Below are 20921 nucleotides of genomic sequence, written 5' to 3' on the forward strand. Positions count from 1 at the left end.
TAGTTTATAGAATCATTAAAACACAATAATTAGTCAAATTCCAGTTTGTAGGGAACAACAGATAAGACAATTTTATAATAAAACAGCGTCAGAGCATTTATGTGTAAAAAGCATGAATGCTCTTTTTTGTGCATTTATGGATAAAGAACAGGAAAGCAGCTTTTGGACAAGTTGTCCAGAAGTTCAAATAAAAATGAAGGAGGACACCTGATGTATAGCAAAAATGGTATTCCGTGGGTAAGACCACCCACACATGACAGAAAGCACAAAAAAGCAAGGGGAGAGGAATTGGGATAAGCATGAATGTATTTGCAGTAGTGAAAGAAAATGTCACTGCAAGGCAGGTGGCTATGCAGTATGGCATCAAAATCAACCGGAGTGGGCTGGCTTGTTGTCCGTTTCATAAAGACAAGACTCCCAGCATGAAGATTGATAAGAGATACTATTGTTTCGGCTGTGGAGATACCGGAGATGCGATAGATTTTGTGGCAAAATATTTCGGGCTTGCACCAAAGGAAGCTGCAATGAAGATTGCATCTGACTTTGGACTGAATTATGACGCAACCAACCGGGCACCACCGAAAAAGATGGCACCAAAGAAAACACCGGAGCAGATACTGGATGAAGAGCAGAAGCAGTGTTTTTGTGTTCTGTCAGACTATTATCATCTGTTAAGGAAATGGAAAACAGAATATGCACTGAAGAGCATGGATGAGGAATGGCATCCCTGCTTTGTAGAAGCTCTGCAGAATATCAGTAAAGTGGAATATCAGCTTGATACTCTCCTTGAAAAGGATATCCCTGACAGAGCTTCTGTTGTTTCTGACATTGGAAAGGGGGTGAAGTCGATTGCAGGAAGAATTGAAGAGTATCGGAGAAGTCAGGGCGATGCTGGAGAGCACAGAAAAGGGAGAAGTCAGGAAAACAGTCGGTAACTATCGTCTGATTTTGATGAATGACCCTAATCTGCAGGGTGCATTCCGTCTGAACATGTTTACGGATAAAATCGACATTACAAGGGATTTGGGATGGTATCGTGAAAGCGACAGCCTGACGGATGTTGATTTGAAATTCCTTGTTGTCTACCTTGAAAAGCATTATGGATTATCCAACGAAAAGCGGATTGAGGATGTGATAAAGGTCGTGGCAAATGAAAACAGATACCATCCGGTTCTTGACCGCATCAATTCCATAACATGGGATGGCAGGGAGAGGATACGCTATGCACTGCATCATTTCTTAGGGGCAGAGGTCAGTGAGTACACCTATGAGGTAATGAAGCTTTTTATGATAGGGACGATAGCAAGAATTTCATGCCCGGGCATCAAGTTTGAAGTAATGCTCTGCCTGGTAGGTGGTCAGGGAGCCGGTAAATCCACTTTTCTGCGTTTCCTTGTCATGGAAGATGACTGGTTTACGGATGACTTGAAGAAAATGGATGATGATAATGTATACCGAAAAATACAGGGGCATCTGATTATAGAGTTCCCTGAAATGGTGGCAATTCTCAATGCCAAGAATGTGGAAGATACCAAGTCCTTTATGAGCAGACAGAAAGACACTTACAAGACCCCATACGACAGGCATCCCAAAGACCACAAGAGGCAGTGCGTGTTTGCCGGTTCATCAAATTCGCTGGATTTCCTGCCTATGGACAGGTCGGGAAACCGAAGATTTCTGCCTATTCTTTGCAATATGGAAGAGGCGGAAACTCATATACTCGATGATGAAAAGACATCAAGGGAATATATCGACCAGATGTGGGCAGAGGCTATGGAAATCTACAGGAGTGGCAAATGCCAGCTGAGGCTTCCGAAAGAGATGGAAAAAGAGCTTTGTGAGTATCAGAAGCAGTTTATGCAGGAAGATACCAAGAAAGAGCTGATTCTTGACTATTTGGAGCATTACGAGGGAAGCATGGTATGTTCAAGGCAGTTATATTCTGAGGCATTGGGAAATGACGGAAATCCGGCACAATGGGAAATTCGTGAGATTAATGACATTATGAATAACTGCAGTGATTGGATTGCCTTTAGTAATCCAAGACATTTTCCTGAACCATACCGCAGGCAGAAAGGATGGGAGAAGCCTGACAACAGAGGTCAGGATTTTCAACCGATAACCAAGGAGCAGATGGAGCAGTTATCATTGCCACCGGAGTGGATGGAGAGATAAATGCCTGATAGGTTGTCGGCTGGTTGTCTATCCCGTTGCCAACCCCGTTGTCGGTTCTATGTTCTATAAAACCTTATATTTACTATGTTTTTAAGGGATATATATAGTTCTGACAACGAAAGCAACGGAATATTTGAGAAAAAGTAAATTTAGGAAAAGTAACTATAAATAAAAGGAATTGAGAGTTTTTAGAGGTCGGTTGTCAGCTTCCGGTTGTCAGCTGAAAGAGGCTCTTCCTTACCAGGCAGACATAAAGGAGAACACAAATGGAGAATAGAAAATCACACACACCGGTAGCACTCAGAAAGCAGATAGGTGGCACAATGTATGTTGTGAGAGTGCATTTCAATGAGGATGCCGAAGAAAGCATGAAGGACAAGATAAAGAGGCTGATTGAGAATGATGTTAGGGCAAATCAGCATACGGCATAGGTAGAAAAGCATATGGAAAACTTGCATATATTGTGGTATAATTAGTATGTTCAATAAGAGCGAAAAATAAGAATATTCTTAACAGATGAATTTATGGAAGGGGGAATTTATCATGAGGAAGAATGTAAAAATCATTGTTGGTGTCGTTGTGCTTATTCTTGTACTCGTTGTTGGTTCTTTTGTAGGACTCATAATTAACCGTACCAACGACCATAAATTTGGGAGATATGTATCAACGGAAGGTCCTTGGGGAATGACTGCCACCTGGGTATCGGAGGACAGTGCCAGTTATCTTGTCTGCAAGAAGGAAAACGATGAACCGTTTGCCAATGTTACAGCCTATTTTCAGGGTGTGGACGGTTGGCAGGCCTATGAGTTGAATAGCATCGATAGAATTGTTTATCTGGACATTGTAAAAGATGGCGTTGTTGTTGACGGCACCAGCGGCTATATGAAATTTGATGGAACTACATTTACTATTACAGATCTGGACAAAGATACCTTTGGTGCAGATGAATTTCATTATGTCATTACCGATAAGGAGTTCAGTCCCGAATAAAGTGTCAAACCTATTCCAGTTTGGGCATGAGGTTGCCGAAAATCAAAAGTGAATAAAAATGACTTTATAGCCATTGTGGAGAAATCTACAGTGGCTTTTTTCATGCAATGAAATGTATGGGTACTAAAAAGTCTTTGACATTTTGTTTCAGGTAAGACAGCCAAGAGTATTCTGGTTTCCTGTGGTGCGAGACTTGCACCATTTGACATCAAGGAAGTCAGGGAGATAACAGCATATGATGAACTCGACTTAGGGGACATCGGTAGAAGAAAGACAGCATTGTTTGTCATTATTTCGGATACAGATGATTCCCTTAATTTTTTGGTATCAATCATGTACACACAGCTTTTCAATCTGCTCTGTACGATTGCAGACGATGAATACCATGGAAAGCTCCCGGTACATGTTAGGTGTATCTTAGACGAGTTCACAAACATCGGACAGATTCCGAAGTTTGACAAGCTGATTGCAACCATACGAAGCAGAGAGATATCGGCTTCCATTATCCTACAGTCTAAGGCACAGTTAAAGTCAATTTATAAGGATAACGCAGAGACGATCGAGGGTAACTGCGATACATTTCTGTTTTTAGGTGGCAAGGAAAAGTCAACATTAAAAGATCTGTCGGAAGTGCTGGGTAAGGAAACTATTGACACATACAACACATCTGATACCAGAGGAACATCTCAGTCCTATGGTCTGAACTATCAGAAACTTGGACGAGAGCTTATGAGCCAAGACCGCCTGGCTCTTATGGATGGCGGCAAATGTATATTGCAGGTGCGTGGAGTAAGACCGTTCTTTTCAGATAAGGTTGATATAACCGCACACGAGATGTACAAAGAGCTTTCGGATTTTGACAAGAAAAATCAATTTGATATTGAGAAATATGTTTCCGAATATGGCAGACCGAAGTTTTCCAAGAAGGATAAGTTCATAGAACTTGACCTTACCGGAGTGAAGTATCCGGATGATCTGGTGAACTTTGCCATAGAGGAAGCCGGGATGATGAAGAAAGCAGAGCAAAACGAAGCAGCGGCTTTACAGTAAAAAGAATAAATGAGGGGAGAATCCTTCATGTGTGTATTTGCCGCTGCTCCTGATCTATCACCACAATAGACCGCTCTTATTATATCACGGAGGGTCGAAAAATAAGAGATTAAAAGGAGATTATTTATTATGAATTTACTTATGAATTATGCCATGACTGCCATGTCAGGCTCTAACTTACTTTCAAGTGTTGCGTCATTTTTTGCTTCACACAAGCTGCTTGCAAACCTGCTTATCCTGCTTGACTATACATCGTTCCTTACAAGCGGTGTATCAGCACTCAAGGTCGTTATCATTGCAGTAGGCGGTGGTCTTGCAGTTCTTGGCGTTGTAAATCTGCTTGAAGGTTATGGTAATGATAACCCGGGTGCAAAGTCACAGGGCATGAAGCAGTTTATGGCGGGTGCCGGTGTTATGCTGATTGGTGCGCTTCTTGTACCAAAACTTAAGGACCTTATCCCAGCAAAGGTATTCGTGTTAATGCTGTTGCACCTGGGATTACAGAAACTGATATGATGAAAGCTGTGCCAAAGGAAGTTATCGAACCTATGATTGAAAGAATTCCATTGCGTCGTCTTGGACAGCCAGAAGATATTGCCAATGCGTTTGTGTTTCTTGCTTCAGATGAGGCGAGTTACATTACAGGTGTTATATTAAGTGTAGATGGTATGGCAAGAAGTTAATTTAATGTTGTATGGTGATGTAATCACGGAAAACAAATGAAATTAAGACTATAATAAAGCTACAAAAAGAAAAAGATAAGGAGGACTGTAAAATGTCTGCTATTAATATCAATAAAAATAATTTTGAGAACGAAGTACTGAATTCCGATAAAACCGTTCTTTTAGATTTTTGGGCATCTTGGTGTGCGCCTTGCCGTATGGTAGTACCTATTGTAGAGGAGATTGCAGGTGAGCGTAGGGATATTAAAGTTGGAAAGATTAATGTAGATGAAGAGCCTGAACTGGCAAATAAGTTCAGTATTATGAGCATTCCGACTTTAGTGGTTATGAAGAATGGGAAGATTGTACAGCAGGTTTCAGGGGCGAGATCTAAGAATGCGATTTTAGAAATGCTTTAGAGAGGTGTGCTAATGGGATTTTTTAATTTCTTTAAACAGTCGAATATTAATCAAGGCATAGAAGAATATAAAAGGACTGCTGGTGCAGTTCTGCTGGATGTCCGTACTCCGCAGGAATATCAGGAAGGACATATACCAGAAAGTAAAAATGTGCCGTTGCAGCAACTAGACAATATTGTTTCTGTAGCGAAGAATAAGGATATCCCTCTGTTTGTATACTGTTATTCCGGTTCCCGGAGCCGTCAGGCAACTGGGATGTTGCAACGAATGGGATATTCTAAAGTAAATAATATCGGTGGCATTGCAGCTTACTCAGGAAAGGTGGAAAAATAAGATGAAGGTAATAATCGTAGGAGGTGTAGCAGGAGGAGCTACAGCCGCAGCAAGAATACGCAGACTGGATGAACATGCAGAAATTACTGTGTATGAAAGATCCGGATACATATCCTATGCGAATTGTGGGCTTCCATATTATATTGGAGACGTGATTACAGATCCGGAAGCACTTACACTACAGACACCAGAGAGTTTTTTTAAACGCTTCCGTATTAACATGAAAATTCATCATGAAGTTATCTCAATACATCCCGAATGTAAAACTGTTTCAGTGAAGAATTTAGAAAACGGTGAAATATTTGAAGAAAACTATGATAAGCTAATCCTATCTCCAGGTGCAAAGCCTACACAGCCGAGACTTCCCGGAGTAGGTATTGATAAACTTTTTACACTTCGTACTGTAGAAGACACTTTTCGGATAAAGGAATATATAAATAAGAATCATCCAAAATCGGCTGTATTGGCAGGTGGCGGTTTTATTGGTCTGGAACTGGCAGAAAATTTGAGGGAGCTTGGCATGGATGTTACGATTGTCCAGGGGCCTAAGCAGCTGATGAACCCTTTTGACCCGGATATGGCATCCATGATCCATAATGAAATGAGAAAGCATGGGATAAAACTGATACTGGGCTATACAGTAGAAGGATTTAAAGGAAATGACAACGGAGTGGAGGTTCTGTTGAAAGATAATCCATCCCTTCAGGCTGATATGGTAGTTCTGGCAATCGGAGTCACACCAGACACAGTATTAGCAAAAGAAGCCGGTCTGGAACTTGGCATCAAGGAAAGTATTGTAGTGAATGACAGAATGGAAACCTCTGTACCGGATATTTATGCTGCAGGTGATGCAGTTCAGGTAAAACATTATGTTACGGGTAATGATGCGCTGATTTCTTTGGCAGGACCGGCCAATAAACAGGGCAGAATCATCGCTGATAATATTTGTGGCGGTGATAGTCGTTACCTGGGCAGTCAGGGAAGCTCCGTTATAAAAGTGTTTGATATGATAGCAGCCACTACAGGTATCAATGAAACCAATGCCAAAAAGTCAGGATTAGAGGTAGATACAGTAATTCTTTCTCCTATGAGTCATGCCGGTTACTATCCTGGTGGAAAAGTGATGACCATGAAGGTGGTTTTTGAAAAAGAAAGCTATCGTTTGCTTGGCGCTCAGATTATTGGATATGAAGGAGTTGATAAACGTATTGATGTGCTGGCAACAGCAATTCATGCGGGGCTGAATGCAACCCAGTTGAAAGATCTGGATCTGGCATATGCACCACCTTATTCTTCTGCTAAGGATCCGGTAAACATGGCTGGATTTATGATAGACAATATTGCAAAAGGGACATTAAAGCAATGGCATTTGGAAGATATGGACAAGATTTCTAAAGATAAAGATGTGGAGTTGCTAGATGTGAGAACTGTAGGTGAATTCAGCAGGGGGCATATAGATGGATTCAAAAACATACCTGTAGATGAACTGAGAGAACGAATTAGTGAAATTGAGAAAGGAAAGCCTGTGTATCTGATATGCCAGAGTGGTCTGCGCAGTTATATTGCGAGCCGTATTCTGGAAGGAAACGGTTATGAAACGTATAATTTCTCTGGCGGATTCCGATTCTATGATGCAGTGGTCAATGACCGTGCGCTGATTGAAAGGGCATATGCATGTGGTATGGATTATTAAAAAATAATCACGATATTTTTATAATTTTCTTATAGCATAAAAAGATCCCCCATTTATTAGAATGACTTTCATAATTCTGATAAATGGAGGATTCTTCTTTATATGTTACAGAAAAACAGTTTTATGACCTTTGGAGTGTTTCCAGTCTTTTTGGATCAAGGATTGTGATTTTGCCCCGGGAGAGTTTGACGAGACCCTCGCCTTGAAAGTATCGAAGCATTCGAGTGATAACTTCCCTGTGGGAACCAAGATGGTTGGCGATAGTTTCGTGAGTGATTTTCAATTCATTTGTTTCTTCGATAGAGGTCTCTTCTAAAAGAAATGAAGCAACACGCTTATCCAAACTCTTCCACATGATTTGTTCAATCAGCCACATGACATCAGAAAAACGAGTAGCCATTAACTCATTGGTATAGTTTGCGACAGGAGCAGATTCATTCATGATGCCCTTATAGATTTCAGCAGGGATGATCCAAAGATCAGTATCTTTTTCTGCCTCAATGGTTACTTCAAATTGAATGGATCGTATGATACATGAGGCAGATAAAAGACATATATCCATATCGAACAGACGGTAGAGTGTAATCTCTCGTCCTTCATCTGATAATATATAAGTTCGAAGCTGCCCGGATTTAACCAGTAATAATCCGGTACAATCCATGTTCCCGTTGTGAATGATTGTTCCTTTTTTCACATGCTGTGTGATCAAATTGTCTGAAATTAGTTTTTTCTGTGCTGTATTTAAGTCATTCCATAGTGGAAAATAATTTTCGAAGCTCATAATAGTTATCTCCTTTATGAACATAGTATACTTGCTTTTTTAAGATGCGTCAATCGAATAATTGACATATGCCCTTTATAGGACTATTATATAAGAAAAGCGAGAAAGGAGCAATTTCATGCCGAGACCAGTAAAATGCAGAAAAGTCTGCCATTTCCCAAATGTTTTAGAATTCCTTCCGGCAGATGATACTGAGAAAAAAATGCCCATTGTTCTGACGGTAGATGAGTACGAGACAATCCGTCTTTTGGACAAGAAAGGTTACAGTCAGGAGCAGTGTGCGGAATCTATGCAGATCGCAAGAACGACGGTCCAACGGATTTACGAGATTGCCAGAAAGAAAATAGCAGATGCTCTCATTGATGGACATCCGCTTAAAATTGAGGGTGGGGATTTCATAATCTGTGACGGTCAGAGCAGCGACTGTAGCTTTGGAGGATGTTACAATCATGAGATTTATCAAAAATATGCAGTAGAAAAAGGAGAAGGTATCATGAGAATAGCAGTAACATATGAAAATGGACAGATTTTCCAACACTTTGGACACACAGAGACATTTAAGATTTACGATGTAGAGGAAGGAAAAGTGCTACATTCAGAAGTAGTAGATACGAATGGAAGCGGACATGGTGCATTGGCAGGAGTTCTTAATGCATTAAATGCCGATGTTTTGATCTGCGGCGGAATCGGAGGAGGTGCTCAGACTGCGTTAGCGGCAGCGGGTATTAAGCTTTTTGGCGGAGTTTCAGGAGATGCGGATAAAGCAGTAGAAGCTTTTATCAATGATACGCTTGATTATAATTCGGATGTGAAGTGTTCTCACCATGAGCACAACCATGAGGAAGGACATACGTGTGGTGAGCATGGATGCGGAAGCCATAGCTGTCATTAAGAAGAAAAAAATACAACACGAAAGGATGCGTCAAGGTAATGCCAGAATTATCGTGATACATCCTTTTGTATTTGGAATGATTATTTTTCTTTCACTACTTGTCGAAAGTAATGGATGGAATGTACAATATTGTTAATGATCCAGAGATATTTATTTTGGAAACAGCTTAATCAATTTGGAGGTATAAAATGAAAGCACATAAATATTGGTCAATCGGAGCAATAGTTACAATGGTTGGAACTTTTTATACAGGATATAAAGGGTTAAAAGCAGCACACAAATACTTTGCATTTGGCTCTCTGATATGCTTGATTATGGCAGTCTATTCTGGTCATAAAATGATTTCTGGCAATAAGAGGACAAGAAAACAGATGGGAATGAAAGAAGTGGAGGAATAAAATATGTTAGAAGTAGGAAAAAAAGCACCGGACTTTGAATTGCCGGATCAGAATGGAGAAATGCATAAATTAAGCGATTATGCAGGAAAAAAAGTGATCCTATATTTTTATCCAAAGGATAATACACCAGGATGTACGAAGCAGGCATGTGGCTTTTCTGAGCGTTATCCACAGTTTAATGAGAAGGGAGCTGTTATTCTCGGAGTGAGCAAGGACTCTGTAGCGTCTCACAAGAGATTTGAAGAAAAATACGGACTGGCATTTACGCTATTAGCAGACCCGGATCGTAAAGTTATTGAAGCATATGATGTCTGGAAAGAAAAGAAAAATTATGGAAAAGTATCTATGGGTGTAGTAAGAACTACTTATCTTATTGATGAGCAGGGAATCATTATAAAGGCAAATGATAAAGTCAAGGCGGCAGATGATCCTGAAAATATGCTTAAGGAATTGGCATAATGAAGATTATTTTATCACCTGCAAAAAAGATGATAGTAGATACCGATAACTTAGCACCGGTTGGACTGCCTGTCTATATTGATAAGACAGCAGAAGTATTAAACTGGATGAAAAGCAAATCAAAAGAAGAACTGAAAGCTATCTGGAAATGTAATGACAAGATTGCAGAGCAGAACTTTAACAGATTGGAAAATATGAATCTTTATAACGGGCTTACTCCGGCTGTTTTAGCATATGAAGGGATTGCATTTCAATATATGGCACCATCTGTGTTTGAAATCCAGCAGTTTGAGTATTTGCAAAATCATTTAAGAATCTTGTCTGCGTTTTATGGCATTTTAAAACCAATGGATGGTGTGACTCCTTATCGTCTTGAAATGCAGGCAAAGGTTGGAATTGGAGATGCAAAAAATCTGTATGAGTACTGGGGAGAATTGTTATACCGCTCAGTAATCGATGACAGTAGGATTATCATTAATCTTGCATCAAAAGAATACTCAAAATGTATAGAAAAGTATCTGACACCACAGGACAGATATATTACGATTGTATTTTGTGAGTTATCCGGAGATAAATTGGTAACAAAAGGTACCTATGCCAAGATGGCTCGTGGTGAAATGGTCAGATTCATAGCGGAAAATAATATTGAAAATCTGGTGGAGATTCAGAAATTTGACAGACTCGGATACTCGTTTAGGTCTGATTTATCTTCAGATTCAGAATATGTATTTGAACGCAAAATAAAATAGTTATTCAGGTAAAAGATGTTCAGTTTGGCAGCTTTTATAATAATGAGAATTATTACTATTTTTATTGACAACAGGATGATAGTGGCATATAATCCTTATTAAGAATTATTCCCAATAAGGAGGATGAATGACAAGAAGGAGAAATACCATTCAAAAAGATCTCGTAAGAAATACCGTATACGAAATGAGAAGACACGTTACGGCAAATGAAGTGTATGAATTTATAAAAGAAGCATATCCATCAATTGGAAAAGGAACTGTATATAGAAATCTTGATATATTGGTAGAGGAAGGTGCATTAAGAAAGGTTGAAGTTTTGAATGGACCGAACCGATTTGATTTTACATTGAAAAATCATTACCATGTAAGATGTATAAAGTGCGGTGAAATTTTTGATGTGGATATGGATCAAATACCGGATTTGCTGGAAAGAATTCATAACACTCATGGAATTGAATTTGTGGATTACGATATTTCATTTAAAGGCATTTGCCCGAAATGCAGGGAGAAGGTAAAGGAGGAACAGCATGGATAGGAAAGCAATGTATAAGTTGAGTTATGGACTGTTTATATTGACCGCTAAAGAAGCAGAAAAAGATAACGGATGCATCATTAATACAGCTATTCAGGCAGCTTCGGAACCAAACCAGCTAAGTATCTGTGTAAATAAGTCAAATTATACGCATGATATGATTCAAAGAACCGGAAAATTTACTGTATCAGTCTTAAGTCAGAAGGCACAATTTGAATTGTTCAAACATTTTGGCTTCCAATCAGGAAGAGATACCAATAAGTTTGAAACATTTGAGCAGTGTGCCAGAGGCACGAATGGTATTTATTATATTACAGAAGGTACAAATGCATACATTTCTGTGACAGTTACTAAAACAGAGGACTTGGGTTCACATACGATGTTTATTGGTGAGATAACCGATATGGAAGTTTTAAGCAATGTTCCTTCAGTAACATATGATTATTATCAGAATAATATTAAGCCTAAGCCACAGGAGGTTGGAAAAACAGAGGATGGTCAGACAATATGGCGTTGCAGAATTTGCGGATATGAATATGTAGGCGAGGAATTACCGGATGACTTTATATGTCCTTTGTGCAAGCACCCGGCATCAGATTTTGAAAAAGTAGTAAAGAAAACGGAGGTAAAAGAGATGGCAGAAAACAAATATGCAGGAACACAGACAGAGAAGAATTTACAGGAGGCATTTGCAGGGGAATCACAGGCAAGAAATAAGTATACCTATTTTGCATCTGTAGCGAAAAAGGAAGGTTACGAGCAGATGTCAGCATTGTTTTTAAAGACTGCAGATAATGAGAAAGAACATGCAAAGATGTGGTTCAAGGAATTAGCAGGAATTGGTGATACAAAGGAAAACCTGGCGGCAGCGGCAGAAGGCGAAAATTATGAGTGGACAGATATGTATAATGGCTTTGCTAAAACAGCTGAGGAAGAAGGATTCCCTGAGCTTGCAGCAAAATTCAGGGCAGTAGGTGAGATTGAGAAGCACCATGAGGAAAGATATCGTGCACTTCTTAAGAATATTGAAACTGCACAAGTATTTGAAAAGAGCGAAGTTAAGGTATGGGAATGCCGTAACTGCGGACATATTGTGGTAGGAACTAAGGCACCTGAAGTATGTCCGGTATGTAATCATCCACAGAGCTATTTTGAAGTACATGAAGAGAATTATTAAGGAGATGAGATTATTACGAAGAAGAAAGTGATTAATTCAAAAAAAGCAGTAATGATAGGCTGTGGCTTTGTTGGTTCTGCATCGGTATTTGCTCTGATGCAGAGTGGCTTGTTTACAGAGATTGTCCTTATCGATGCAGATAAGAACAAGGCAGAAGGAGAAGCGATGGATATCAGTCATGGTATTCCATTTGCGAGTCCGATGAAAATATATGCCGGAGATTATGATGATGTGGCTGATGCTGCAATTGTTGTCATATCTGCCGGAGCGGGACAGAAACCGGGAGAGACAAGGCTTGATCTCGTAAATAAAAATGTAGCAATATTTAAGTCAATCATTCCTGAAATAGCAAAGAGAAATTTTGCAGGTATCATGCTTGTAGTTGCGAATCCGGTAGATATCCTGACTCAGGTAGCCATAAAGTTATCAGGACTTCCAGAAAACAGGGTTATTGGATCGGGTACTGTGTTAGATAGTGCCAGATTAAGATATAAGCTTGGTGAGCATTTATCTGTGGACAGCAGGAGTGTTCATGCATTTATAATAGGTGAGCATGGAGACAGCGAAGTTGTAGCATGGTCATCAGCCAATGTATCTGGTGTTCCATTAAGTGAAATGTGTGAAATGCGTGGACATTATAAGCACAAGGAAAACACGGCAGAAATAGCTACAGAAGTCAAGAACAGTGCTTATGAGATTATAAACAAAAAGCACGCTACATATTATGGAATTGCAATGTCTGTAAAAAGAATCTGCGAAGTGATTATGAGAGATGAAAAATCAATACTTCCTGTATCACACATGATTCATGGAGTATATGACATTGACGGAGTATCGTTAAGTATGCCAGCTATTGTAGGTGCAGATGGTATTGAGTCTGATATACCTATTAATTTAAGTGGCGAGGAAGCGTTAAAGCTTAAGGAATCTGCAGATTCATTGAAAAAGATTATGGAGATAATTGAATTATAAATTTTACACATGGAAGGAGAAAAAGTCATGGAAGTAAGGTATTATATTTGTAAGCATTGTGGAAACATTGTTGAAAAGGTAAAGGATAAGGGTGTACCTGTAATTTGTTGCGGAGAACCTATGCAGGAATTAAAAGCCGGAGTGACAGATGCTGCTGTCGAGAAGCATGTACCTGTATATACGATAGAAGGCAGTCATGTTCATGTCGTGGTCGGAGAGACAAAACATCCAATGCTTGAAGAGCATTTCATTGAGTGGATTACATTAAATACAAACCAGGGAATATATAGAAAACAGTTAAATCCAGGGCAGGAGCCGGCAGCAGATTTTTGTCTTTGCGATGGTGAACAGGTAGAAGAAGTATATGCATATTGTAACCTGCATGGATTATGGAAATGCTAAAAGCATTTATACATATTAAGGTTACAGAACAACACAATGATGAGGTAGAAGATCAAGATGAACAGATTATGGGAACTTTAAAATATCTCACATAGCGGTTAGTTAATCACATTCTGTATGTCGATGGTCAAATTCCAAAAGGCTGATATAGTAAGAAAGGCTGTTATTTTTTAGAGAGTAGCAGCTTTTTTTATTTTGAATATAAAATATGACACATACACTTGACAATATGCATACATGGATGAAATAGGACATTTCTTACTAAAACAGTATGTTTATGGTATACTAGCTAGTAGTAATGCAGTTTCAACCGATATTACATATTATTATAAACAACAGCGTTAGAGCATTTATGTGATTGAAACATAGATGCTCTTTTTTTGTGCCCGTTGGGCAATGGATATGAATGTAACTTTAGGACATTTTGTCCAGAAGTTCAGATAGAGGAAATCAAGGAGGAACACGAGATGTGCATTAAAATGTGTATCTTATGGGTGAGAGCACCCACAGACAGAAGCAGCAGGAAAATATATAACAGGAGGACAGAACAATGGTCGATGAATTGACGCAGGAGTCGTTCTAGACAGGAAAGGCGATTGTGACTGTCAGCGTAGATCTGATTACTGCCATTGCAGATGCGTGCAAGCGGTCTGAACAGCAGAATCCTGGTATGAGCGAGGAACAGAAGGAGACATTGCTCGGCAAGGTTGTCGATAAGGTAATGTCGAATTATAAGGAAACGCATGGCTCATTAAAGGGATTTAACCGATAGGGCAAGGAGGTTATGTCGGCTGACTTTGTAAATAATAGTGAGATAAATATGGACGATGTGGAAACACTGTCAAGATTCTCTCCATATTTTAGGTGCCGGCAAATGCAAAGCACCCGATATTATTTGATATATGCTGTGCGTCATAAATGTGACCAAAGTCAGCCCGAAACATTTACATTATACTAAATAAATTAGGAAAATGTGACAAAAAGTCATGTAAGTATTGCCTAAGTATTTTCCGGGATATTTTATAATAAATTTATGGGTGGCGGTCTGTTAATAATCACTTTGATATTTTATAATGTAAGCATTGGTTGTAATTTAGTTGATGGTGCAAAGTCAGTTTAAGTGGTCTGAAACTCAGCGGGAAAGGAGAATATAATTATGGAGATCAGAAAAGCGGCAGCAGAGGATTTTGATATTGTATTTGATTTTATAGAGAAATTATGGACATATAATACATATGACAGGGAAGAAATACGCAAAGTATATATGGACGTCATAAATGACGAACGCAGCTTTGCGTTTTTATTATGGGATGAAGGCGTTTGCAGGGGCATGTGCCATGGAGACTATTTCAATACATTCTGGATGTCGGGACTCACATGCTATGTGTCAAGCCTTATAACAAGAGAGAAGGACCGCGGAAATGGCTATGGTGTGGCACTCCTGGATCATGCAAAGGAGCTTGCAAAGCAGAGGGGGTGCAAGGCCGTCACCCTTGATTCCGGTCTTCCGCGGACAGGGGCACATGGCTTCTACGAACACTATGGATTTGAAAAGAGCTGTTATGGCTTTGAACTGATGATATAAATTATCTGAGGAGATTGGAAAGAAGACAAAATATGTGTACAGCGGCGACATATAAGACAAAGGATTCCTATTTTGGAAGAACGCTGGATTATGAATTCTCGTACGGCGATGAGATCACCGTGACTCCGAGAAATTATCCGTTTGAATTCAGATATATGGGCAGGACGGCACAGAACTTGCCAGATATCCGTTGCTGCAGGGGGAGAACATCAACTGGCAGAACTAAGTATCTGCTGCCCCGGGACCCGGGAAATACCAGGAAATAACTTGGCGTTTTTATCTGCATTTCTGCATTTTGCGAAAAATTTGTGCTGTTTTATGTAATGGTGGAGCCGGCAACTGCATGGTGTCAGTAGCCATCGCAGAGCCAGTAGTCTGGATGATGACAGTGGTTGCACAAACATAGAAAAGTAGATTATAATATCGGAAAAGGGCGTTGCCAGTGGCAATGTACGGAAGCCAGAGTTATATCTGTGATAAAGGAGAAAGGACGAGATATGGGCAAGTCAAAGGTTACAATAAAAGAGATTGCGGATATGGCAGGGGTGTCCATAGCTACAGTTTCCCATGTTATCAATAGGACAAGGTATGTAAGACCTGAGCTTGTGGATAAGATAGAGAAGATTATTGTAGAGACGGGATATCAGAATAAGATAGCAGATAAGGAGAGAAAACTGCTGGTTGGCCGAGAGTCTACGATTGTTGCAGTCATTCCGAACATTGAAAGTACGATATACAGAGATATGGTAGCTTATGTGAAGCAGCTTGTCAGTGTACAGGGATATCAGTTCCTTGTGGCGATAACAGACAATGATCTTAAGGAGGAGACACAGGTGCTTGCCGGACTTCTGGTCAACAAGAAGGTTGCCGGTATCATACATGCGCCGGTGAGCGATGTGGCAACCAACTACACAAAGCTTATACAGTCAGGCGTTCCATTTGTCTGCGTGGAGAGAAATATACTTGGATCAGGGATAGACTCAGTTGAGTTCCGAGACAGGGAGGCTATATTTAAGGGCGCAGATTATCTGCTCGCGAGTGGACACAAGAATGTTTTGTTTTTCAGAGAGAGTACGGACAGTACCACCAGGGATGAGAGAACAAAAGGTTTCCTGAGTGCTCTGCAGAAATACAATATAAATACAAACGATGCGAATATAGTGGATGTGACACTGGAAAATGGCGAGGATGACTGTATGCTCGTCATCCAGAAGGCGCTCCGCAGATACAGACCGACCGCAGTTCTTGCGGGGGGCAACAGAATAACGCTCTACCTCATGAAGACACTGAGAGATATGGGAATCGACTGTCCGGGAGAGATATCTGTGGTTGGGTTTGGTGATGAGAGCTGGTCAGAACTTACATATCCTCCGCTTACCATAATCAGAAGAGATGTGAAGGGGTTAAGCACCAAGGCAGTTGGAATGCTTTTTGAGAAGATCAACACAGGTGCGGTCATATCCCATGACTGCTATGCCGATGTGGAACTGGTTGTCAGGAAATCCACCAAGATGCTGGATAATGGACCATTTGGAGATAAGGCAGCTGCCCCTGATTCCGTGGTGCTGACGAAGGAGGAAAAACAGAGGCTGAAGGCAGGACATTTCAGAGTTGCCATATCATTCCATTACACAGGTACGTCATGGGCTGAGCTTCATGAGAAGGGTATCCGTGAGGAGCTTGAGCAGTTCGGGATAGATGTGGTGTCGGTTATGGATGCGCACTTTGACTCGGAACTGCAGAATGCGCAGCTTGATGGAATAAGACTTCAGAAGCCGGATGCAGTTATAGCTATTCCGGCGGATGACAGCCGTACCAGAGAGAAGTTTCAGGAACTTTCCAAAGTGTCAAAGCTGGTGTTCATAAGCAATGTTCCGGATGGCATGTCCAAGAACAGCTATGTGTCCTGTGTATCAGTAAATGAGTCGGAGAATGGAACGAACACGGGAAGAATGCTAGGGGAATACTGCAAGGAGAACAAGAAAAAAAAGGCAGGTTTCATTATTCATGGTGCGGCATTCTATGGAACAAGAGTCAGGGATAACGCCGCTGAGAGGATAATCAAGGACAGTTATCCTGATATTGACATAGTTACGATCAGGAGTTTTGGAGAGATATCCAATGCATATCAGGTAGCCCGGGACGTGATAACTGCCAATCCTGAAATTGAGGTAATGTATGTGAGCTGGGATCGCCCGGCACTTCTGGTTATAAAGGCACTTAAGGAGCTTGGCAGGGAGGATGTGGCGGTGTTCACCACGGACCTTGATCATGGAATTGCCAGGTGCATGGAGGAAGGAATCGTCAAGGGACTCAGCACGCAGAGACCATACGAGCAGGGAAGAGCGGCCGCGGCAGTTGTTGCCAAGTCCCTGGTAAGTGAAGAACAGCTTCCAAAGTATGTGGGAGTTCAGCCGTATCAGGTTGAGCCAAAACAGCTCAGGCTTGCATGGAAGGAAATCTTCCATGAGTCCATGCCGGACAGATTGAGGTGATATGACATCTTTAGTTAGTCCGTGCCGGACAGATTGAGGTGATATGACATCTTTAGTTAGTCTGTGTCGTACAGAGTTAGAAACTGTATCTTTTTATCTAAAAAAGAATCCGTTAGAGAGAAAATTGTATCTTTCTGGCGGATTTTTTGCGTTTATACACGAGAGACAAGGTGACAAGTAACGGGTGTCAATCATACACTACAAATTCCATAAGTATGACATCTGGTAAACTATTTACGTAAAAAATGATAAAAGACCCGCGAACCCTATAATACAATAGAGCCTTATTTGTGCAAAATGATGAATAAATAATAAATAAAACACTTGATATTGACAATAACAGACAAAAGTTATATCATCAAAACATGCAAGGGACGAAAAACAGTTTAAAATTTACGTAAATAAACCGGTTAAGAACAGTTTTTCGACAACGAGTTAGCAAAGAAAACACATGATAGTGGAGGTAAAAATTATGAGAAAATTTAAAAAGTTATTAGCAGTTGGAGCATGCCTGTGCATGTCACTCAGTTTACTGACAGGTTGTGGATCAGGATCAGGAAACGCTTCGGGCAGCGGTTCATCTGATTCAGGTACAAAGCAGGAGAGCACAAAGTCATCTGACCTGTCATTTGCATTTTGTACAAACACACTCAACAATACATTCCAGAGTTCAATCGATGCCAAGCTCAAGGAGCTCTGCGATGCGAACGGAATATCATATACATGTCTTGATCCTGACTACGATCTGAACACACAGCTCAGCCAGTTATCAGACGTGGCAAATAGTGGATACGACGCAGTGTTCATCATCCCGGTTGATTCAGCAGGTATCACATCAGGTCTTGCAGAGATCAAGGATGCAGGAATCCCAATCTTCAATGTAGATACAGCAGTTATCGAGGATGACATAGAGAACTTCGTAACACAGTTCGTTGGAACAAATGCTTACATGGCAGGACAGCTTGTCGGTGAGCAGATGGCTAAGGATTATCCGGACGGAGCAGACATTGCGATCCTTGACTTCCCATCAAATGAGAGTTGTGTAGACCGTGTAAATGGTTTCCTTGACGGACTCGGTGATAACAAGGATAAGTTCAACATCGTAGCACAGCAGGATGGCGAGGCAGCACTTGATGCATCAATGAGCCTTGCAGAGGATATCATCACAGCAAACACAGATCTTCAGGCATTCTTCTGTATCAATGATCCTTCAGCACTTGGCGCTGCAGCAGCAGTTAAGGCAGCCAACAAGACAGGTCAGATTGGTGTATACAGTATCGATGCTTCACCAGATGGCAAGCAGGCACTCCTCGACGGCGAGTTCACAGCAGTTGCATGTCAGGTTCCTGTACAGATTGCTGAGTACGCATTCAATGCAGCACAGAAGTATGTGGGCGGAGATACAACGATCGATGAGAAGAAGGTATATCTTGACTCACACCTTGTACTCAAGGATGAGGCTGAGCAGACAGTTAACGATTGGCAGTAAGGCCGGATCGAAGCCGGCAGTAACAGCACGGGGCTGCCCCCGGCTGGACATACATGACACAACGTAGGTGTATATAACACGGGAGAGACCGGGGATCTTAGATCTCCGGCCAAGATCCCGAAAAAGCAGGATAACAAAAGATCTATTTTAGAAACTTGGAGGTTTAATATGGGACAGACAGTTCTGGAAATGATAGGGATAAAGAAAAGCTTCTCCGGAATATATGCTTTAAGTGGCATCGACTTTTCCCTTGAGCTGGGAGAGGTACATGCACTGCTCGGTGAGAATGGTGCAGGAAAGTCCACACTGATCAAGGTCCTCGGCGGAATTTACCAGCCCGACAGCGGAATCATCAAGGTAAATGGTAAGGAGGTCAAGATCAACGGAGTTCCGGCTGCCAGAGAAAATGGTATAGGAATAATACATCAGGAAATCGTACTTGTTCCATATCTTTCGGTGGCACAGAATTTGTTTCTCGGCAGAGAGATAAGGACAAAGCTTGGAACGCTGGACTTTGCAGAGATGAACAGAAGAGCAGAGGAGATGATATCGTCCCTCGGTGTGAATATAAAAGCAGACACGATAGTAGAGAATCTGACCATCGCACAGCAGCAGATGGTGGAGATCGTCAAGGCGGTCTCATTCAACGGTAAGATCATAGTTATGGATGAGCCTACCTCATCACTCTCAAATGAAGAGGTGGAGCAGTTATTTGAGATCATTGAGAATCTCAGAAAGAAACAGGTAAGTATAATCTACATCTCCCACAGAATGGAGGAGCTCTTCAGGATATCTGACAGAGTTACCGTCATCAGGGATGGTGCATACGTAGGAACAAAAAAGACATCTGAGACCAACCCGAATGAGCTGGTTGCGATGATGGTAGGAAGAGATCTGGAGAGCTTCTATGCCAGGGATTACTGTGACATGGACAAGGCAGAGGTTGCTCTGGAGGTAAAGAACCTTTCGCAGACAGGTGTCTTTGAAGATATAAGTTTTTCGGTACACAAGGGTGAGATCCTGGGATTCTCAGGTCTGGTCGGTGCCGGACGAAGCGAGATCATGGAGGCGGTATTTGGTGCCACACAGCCTACATCAGGCGAGGTGATACTCGGCGGAAAGCTGGTACACTTCAAGAATCCGATGCAGGCGATCAAGTCAGGCGTAGCCCTGGTTCCTGAGGACAGAAAGAAGCAGGGACTGGTGCTCGGCAACAGCGTGGCGTTCAACCTCACACTCTCATCCCTCAGATTCTATATGAATGGAATCGCCATAAGCGAGAAAAAGCGCGGTGAGGTCATAGACCATTATTCAAAGCGGTTGCGGATCAAGGCGGCGTCACCTGAGATCGAGGCGGGCAGCCTGTCAGGTGGAAATCAGCAGAAGGTAGTTCTGGGCAAATGGCTTGCAACCAAGCCGGATGTGCTCATTCTGGATGAGCCGACCAGAGGCGTTGATGTAAATGCAAAATTTGAGATATACACAGTAATCAATGAACTGGCAAAGGAAGGCATAGCGATAATCATGGTATCCAGTGAGCTTCCTGAGATCATCAACATGTGCGACAACGTATGTGTGGTCAGAGCCGGAAAACTCGTGAAGAAGCTGTCAAAGGACGAGCTCTCACAGGAAGAGATAATGAAATACGCTGCAGGAGGTATCGAATAA

Annotated in this window: 22 protein-coding genes and 3 pseudogenes; 24 read left to right on the top strand and 1 reads right to left on the bottom strand. The window is 41.2% G+C overall.

Going from position 1 to position 20921, the window contains the following annotated elements:
• Positions 1-299: 299 nt before the first annotated feature.
• From DWW43_RS01415 to DWW43_RS01460, 10 genes and pseudogenes are all read left to right on the top strand, one after another.
• Positions 300-935, top strand: coding sequence for a CHC2 zinc finger domain-containing protein (locus tag DWW43_RS01415; RefSeq protein ID WP_008402222.1), 636 nt, complete (start codon positions 300-302; stop codon positions 933-935).
• A gap of 16 nt (positions 936-951) precedes the next feature.
• Positions 952-2175: a virulence-associated E family protein gene (locus tag DWW43_RS01420; RefSeq protein WP_119962648.1), complete on the top strand. Its 1224-nt coding sequence runs from the start codon at positions 952-954 to the stop codon at positions 2173-2175.
• Between the two features lie 266 nt (positions 2176-2441).
• A complete protein-coding gene (locus DWW43_RS01425) occupies positions 2442-2606 on the top strand; it encodes a transposon-encoded TnpW family protein (RefSeq protein WP_004853612.1) in 165 nt (54 codons plus the stop codon).
• 112 nt (positions 2607-2718) lie between these two features.
• The gene (locus DWW43_RS01430) at positions 2719-3165 is read left to right on the top strand and encodes a hypothetical protein (protein WP_226801020.1); all 447 of its coding nucleotides are present in this window, start codon (positions 2719-2721) and stop codon (positions 3163-3165) included.
• A 147-nt stretch (positions 3166-3312) separates the two neighbouring features.
• A pseudogene (locus DWW43_RS01435) lies at positions 3313-4215 on the top strand (TraM recognition domain-containing protein); the annotation flags it as partial.
• A 237-nt stretch (positions 4216-4452) separates the two neighbouring features.
• Positions 4453-4731 carry a Maff2 family protein gene (locus DWW43_RS12230; RefSeq protein WP_347475237.1) on the top strand — a complete coding sequence of 93 codons (279 nt, stop codon included), beginning with the start codon at positions 4453-4455 and terminating at the stop codon, positions 4729-4731.
• Positions 4680-4898, top strand: a pseudogene (locus tag DWW43_RS01445) (SDR family oxidoreductase); the annotation flags it as partial. The gene DWW43_RS12230 and the pseudogene DWW43_RS01445, both read left to right, overlap by 52 nt.
• Before the next feature lie 92 nt (positions 4899-4990).
• On the top strand, positions 4991-5296 hold the full coding sequence (gene trxA / locus DWW43_RS01450; protein ID WP_008402246.1) for a thioredoxin: 306 nt from the start codon (positions 4991-4993) through the stop codon (positions 5294-5296).
• Between the two features lie 12 nt (positions 5297-5308).
• Positions 5309-5629 carry a rhodanese-like domain-containing protein gene (locus DWW43_RS01455; RefSeq protein ID WP_117808620.1) on the top strand — a complete coding sequence of 107 codons (321 nt, stop codon included), beginning with the start codon at positions 5309-5311 and terminating at the stop codon, positions 5627-5629.
• Position 5630: 1 nt separating this feature from the next.
• On the top strand, positions 5631-7322 hold the full coding sequence (locus DWW43_RS01460) for an FAD-dependent oxidoreductase (protein ID WP_008402248.1): 1692 nt from the start codon (positions 5631-5633) through the stop codon (positions 7320-7322).
• A 121-nt stretch (positions 7323-7443) separates the two neighbouring features.
• Here the strand turns inward: DWW43_RS01460 and DWW43_RS01465 are convergent, their stop codons facing one another.
• Complete coding sequence (locus DWW43_RS01465; RefSeq protein WP_226801021.1) at positions 7444-8103, bottom strand: Crp/Fnr family transcriptional regulator; 660 nt, start codon at positions 8101-8103, stop codon at positions 7444-7446.
• 118 nt (positions 8104-8221) lie between these two features.
• On the opposite strand from DWW43_RS01465, the gene DWW43_RS01470 reads away from it, so the two are divergent.
• From DWW43_RS01470 to DWW43_RS01540, 14 genes and pseudogenes are all read left to right on the top strand, one after another.
• The gene (locus DWW43_RS01470; RefSeq protein ID WP_008402250.1) at positions 8222-8995 is read left to right on the top strand and encodes a DUF134 domain-containing protein; all 774 of its coding nucleotides are present in this window, start codon (positions 8222-8224) and stop codon (positions 8993-8995) included.
• A 188-nt stretch (positions 8996-9183) separates the two neighbouring features.
• The gene (locus DWW43_RS01475) at positions 9184-9393 is read left to right on the top strand and encodes a DUF6219 family protein (protein ID WP_008402252.1); all 210 of its coding nucleotides are present in this window, start codon (positions 9184-9186) and stop codon (positions 9391-9393) included.
• Positions 9394-9396: 3 nt separating this feature from the next.
• Entirely contained in the window at positions 9397-9852 is a 456-nt protein-coding gene (gene bcp / locus DWW43_RS01480; RefSeq protein WP_008402253.1) for a thioredoxin-dependent thiol peroxidase, read from the top strand.
• Positions 9852-10601: a peroxide stress protein YaaA gene (yaaA, locus tag DWW43_RS01485; protein WP_008402255.1), complete on the top strand. Its 750-nt coding sequence runs from the start codon at positions 9852-9854 to the stop codon at positions 10599-10601. Before bcp ends, yaaA begins: the two co-directional genes overlap by 1 nt.
• A gap of 127 nt (positions 10602-10728) precedes the next feature.
• On the top strand, positions 10729-11136 hold the full coding sequence (locus DWW43_RS01490) for a transcriptional repressor (protein WP_008402256.1): 408 nt from the start codon (positions 10729-10731) through the stop codon (positions 11134-11136).
• Positions 11129-12310: a rubrerythrin gene (gene rbr, locus DWW43_RS12370; RefSeq protein ID WP_008402258.1), complete on the top strand. Its 1182-nt coding sequence runs from the start codon at positions 11129-11131 to the stop codon at positions 12308-12310. The genes DWW43_RS01490 and rbr overlap by 8 nt, the downstream gene beginning before the upstream one ends.
• Positions 12311-12337: 27 nt before the next feature.
• On the top strand, positions 12338-13282 hold the full coding sequence (locus tag DWW43_RS01500) for an L-lactate dehydrogenase (RefSeq protein ID WP_119962529.1): 945 nt from the start codon (positions 12338-12340) through the stop codon (positions 13280-13282).
• A gap of 27 nt (positions 13283-13309) precedes the next feature.
• Positions 13310-13684, top strand: a complete 375-nt coding sequence (locus DWW43_RS01505; protein ID WP_044945872.1) for a desulfoferrodoxin family protein — start codon at positions 13310-13312, stop codon at positions 13682-13684.
• Between the two features lie 598 nt (positions 13685-14282).
• On the top strand, positions 14283-14456 hold the full coding sequence (locus tag DWW43_RS12245; protein WP_226801022.1) for a hypothetical protein: 174 nt from the start codon (positions 14283-14285) through the stop codon (positions 14454-14456).
• A 384-nt stretch (positions 14457-14840) separates the two neighbouring features.
• Positions 14841-15269 carry a GNAT family N-acetyltransferase gene (locus DWW43_RS01520; protein ID WP_117808618.1) on the top strand — a complete coding sequence of 143 codons (429 nt, stop codon included), beginning with the start codon at positions 14841-14843 and terminating at the stop codon, positions 15267-15269.
• Positions 15270-15301: 32 nt separating this feature from the next.
• Positions 15302-15430 (top strand): annotated as a pseudogene (locus DWW43_RS01525) (linear amide C-N hydrolase); the annotation flags it as partial.
• A 231-nt stretch (positions 15431-15661) separates the two neighbouring features.
• The gene (locus DWW43_RS01530) at positions 15662-17764 is read left to right on the top strand and encodes a LacI family DNA-binding transcriptional regulator (RefSeq protein WP_243104370.1); all 2103 of its coding nucleotides are present in this window, start codon (positions 15662-15664) and stop codon (positions 17762-17764) included.
• Between the two features lie 472 nt (positions 17765-18236).
• Positions 18237-19253, top strand: coding sequence for a sugar ABC transporter substrate-binding protein (locus tag DWW43_RS01535; RefSeq protein WP_119962531.1), 1017 nt, complete (start codon positions 18237-18239; stop codon positions 19251-19253).
• Between the two features lie 168 nt (positions 19254-19421).
• The gene (locus DWW43_RS01540; protein ID WP_008402270.1) at positions 19422-20921 is read left to right on the top strand and encodes a sugar ABC transporter ATP-binding protein; all 1500 of its coding nucleotides are present in this window, start codon (positions 19422-19424) and stop codon (positions 20919-20921) included.

The sequence above is a fragment of the Clostridium sp. AF15-41 genome, from assembly GCF_003604095.1.
Taxonomy (GTDB): Bacteria; Bacillota; Clostridia; order Lachnospirales; family Lachnospiraceae; genus Coprococcus.